This is a genomic window from Nitrosophilus sp. (assembly GCF_982775275.1).
Genome location: NZ_CEXZHP010000259.1, coordinates 1 through 1,727, shown reverse-complemented (window position 1 = coordinate 1,727; position 1,727 = coordinate 1). Strand labels below are relative to the sequence as shown.

The 1,727-nt window shown below is 60.3% G+C and carries 4 protein-coding genes; all 4 read left to right on the top strand.

Annotated features, from left to right (window positions below; translation table 11 throughout):
* Window positions 1-63 precede the first annotated feature (63 nt).
* Complete coding sequence (locus tag AC30RD_RS09025) at window positions 64-270, top strand: hypothetical protein (RefSeq protein WP_489494193.1); 207 nt, start codon at window positions 64-66, stop codon at window positions 268-270.
* Window positions 271-1,095: a 3-deoxy-8-phosphooctulonate synthase gene (kdsA, locus tag AC30RD_RS09020; protein WP_489494192.1), complete on the top strand. Its 825-nt coding sequence runs from the start codon at window positions 271-273 to the stop codon at window positions 1,093-1,095.
* On the top strand, window positions 1,086-1,556 hold the full coding sequence (ribH, locus tag AC30RD_RS09015; protein WP_489494191.1) for a 6,7-dimethyl-8-ribityllumazine synthase: 471 nt from the start codon (window positions 1,086-1,088) through the stop codon (window positions 1,554-1,556). Before kdsA ends, ribH begins: the two co-directional genes overlap by 10 nt.
* Window positions 1,556-1,727, top strand: a 172-nt coding sequence (locus AC30RD_RS09010; protein WP_489494194.1) for a transcription antitermination NusB family protein, incomplete at its 3' end; no start/stop codon positions are given. The genes ribH and AC30RD_RS09010, both read left to right, overlap by 1 nt.

Below are 1,727 nucleotides of genomic sequence, written 5' to 3'. Positions count from 1 at the left end.
CATTTGGTATAATCTTGATCATTTTCAGCGGGATCGCCGTCGCCCGCACCAAGGAGGCCAAAGATGCAGATCGATGAATCCTGGATCTACCCCGGCACCGTCGTCATTTTGCTGATTCTCGCCTATATGCAATGGCAGATCAATGCGATCAAGAGCATGGTGATCGTCCTGATTATCCTCGCCTATATCGTCTATTCGCACGAAACGGGCCATACCCTGACCGAACTGAAGAACGCCGCCGTCGAGTCGTTCAACGAGGCGGTGCAGTAGATGCGGCCGACGATTCTGATGGCCGGCCCCTGCGTCATCGAGGACGAAGCGGGCCTGATGCGTATCGCCGAAGCGCTGGCGCGTTACGATGAAGACTCCCGTTTCGAATTCTATTTCAAAGCGAGTTTCGACAAAGCCAACCGGACCGCGCTCGACAGCTACCGCGGCCCGGGCCTCGAAGCGGGACTGCAACTGCTCGAAAAGGTGAAGGAGACTTTCGGTTACCGGATCGTCACCGACGTCCACGAGTCCTACCAGGTCGCCCCGACGGCGGAAGTGGCCGATGTCGTGCAGATCCCCGCCTTTTTGTGCCGCCAGACGGATCTGCTCGTCGCCGCGGCGAAGACCGACCGGATCGTCAACATCAAGAAGGGGCAGTTCATGAACCCCGCGGATATGCGGTATTCGGTGCTCAAGGTCCTCAAAACCCGCGGCTGTGACGAGGCAACCTACGAAAACGCCCGGAAACACGGCGTGCTTCTGACCGAACGCGGTTCGAGCTTCGGATACGGGAACATGGTCGTCGACATGCGTTCGCCCGTCGTTATGCGCCGCTTCGCCCCGGTCGTTTTCGATGCGACCCATTCGGTACAGATGCCCGGCAGCGGCGGCGGGAAGACCGGCGGGGACCGGGCGATGGTACCCTACCTGGCCAAAGCGGCCGCGGCCGTCGGCGTCGACGGTTTCTTCTTCGAGACCCATTTCGATCCCGACAGGGCGCTCAGCGACGGGCCGAACATGGTCACCCTCGACACCCTCGAAACCCTGAGCGAGACACTGCTGTGTCTGGCCGAAATCACACAAGGAAAGAAAACATGCGAATAATCGAAGGCAACCTCCAGGTCCAGGACGGAACGAAAGTGGCGATCGTCGCCGCACGCTTCAACCATCTCATCACCGACCGGCTGGTCGAAGGCGCCAAAGACGCCTATGTACGCAACGGAGGCGACGAGGCCGATCTCGATCTGGTGCTCGTACCGGGGGCGTTCGAGCTGCCGATGGTGACCGAGCGTCTGCTCGCGAGCGGCCGTTACGATGCGGTCTGCGCCCTGGGTGCGGTGATCCGCGGGGCGACGCCGCATTTCGACTACGTTTCCGCCGAAGCGACGAAAGGGATCGCGACCGTATCGCTCAAATACGGGAAGCCCGTCGCATTCGGCCTGTTGACTACGGACACGATCGAACAGGCGATCGAGCGGGCGGGGACCAAGGCCGGGAACAAGGGCTTCGAAGCGATGATGACGGTGATCGAGATGCTCGATCTCTACGGCGGGATCGAAGCGTAATGGCCACGCGTCACCATGCCCGTATGGCCGTCGTGAGTCTGCTGTATGCCTACGACCTCGGCAACGGGAGCATCGCGGATTTCAGTGACGAGATCCTCGAAGACAAGAAGATCCGCAACAAGCAGAAGGAATTCGCCATGACGCTGTTTCGCGGGGTGATGGACCATTTGG

What these genes read in the sequence shown, in the direction of transcription:
- AC30RD_RS09025 (WP_489494193.1), top strand. Translation starts at nt 64, where the DNA reads ATGCAGATCGATGAATCCTGGATCTACCCCGGCACCGTCGTCATTTTG.
- kdsA (WP_489494192.1), top strand. Translation starts at nt 271, where the DNA reads ATGCGGCCGACGATTCTGATGGCCGGCCCCTGCGTCATCGAGGACGAA.
- ribH (WP_489494191.1), top strand. Translation starts at nt 1,086, where the DNA reads ATGCGAATAATCGAAGGCAACCTCCAGGTCCAGGACGGAACGAAAGTG.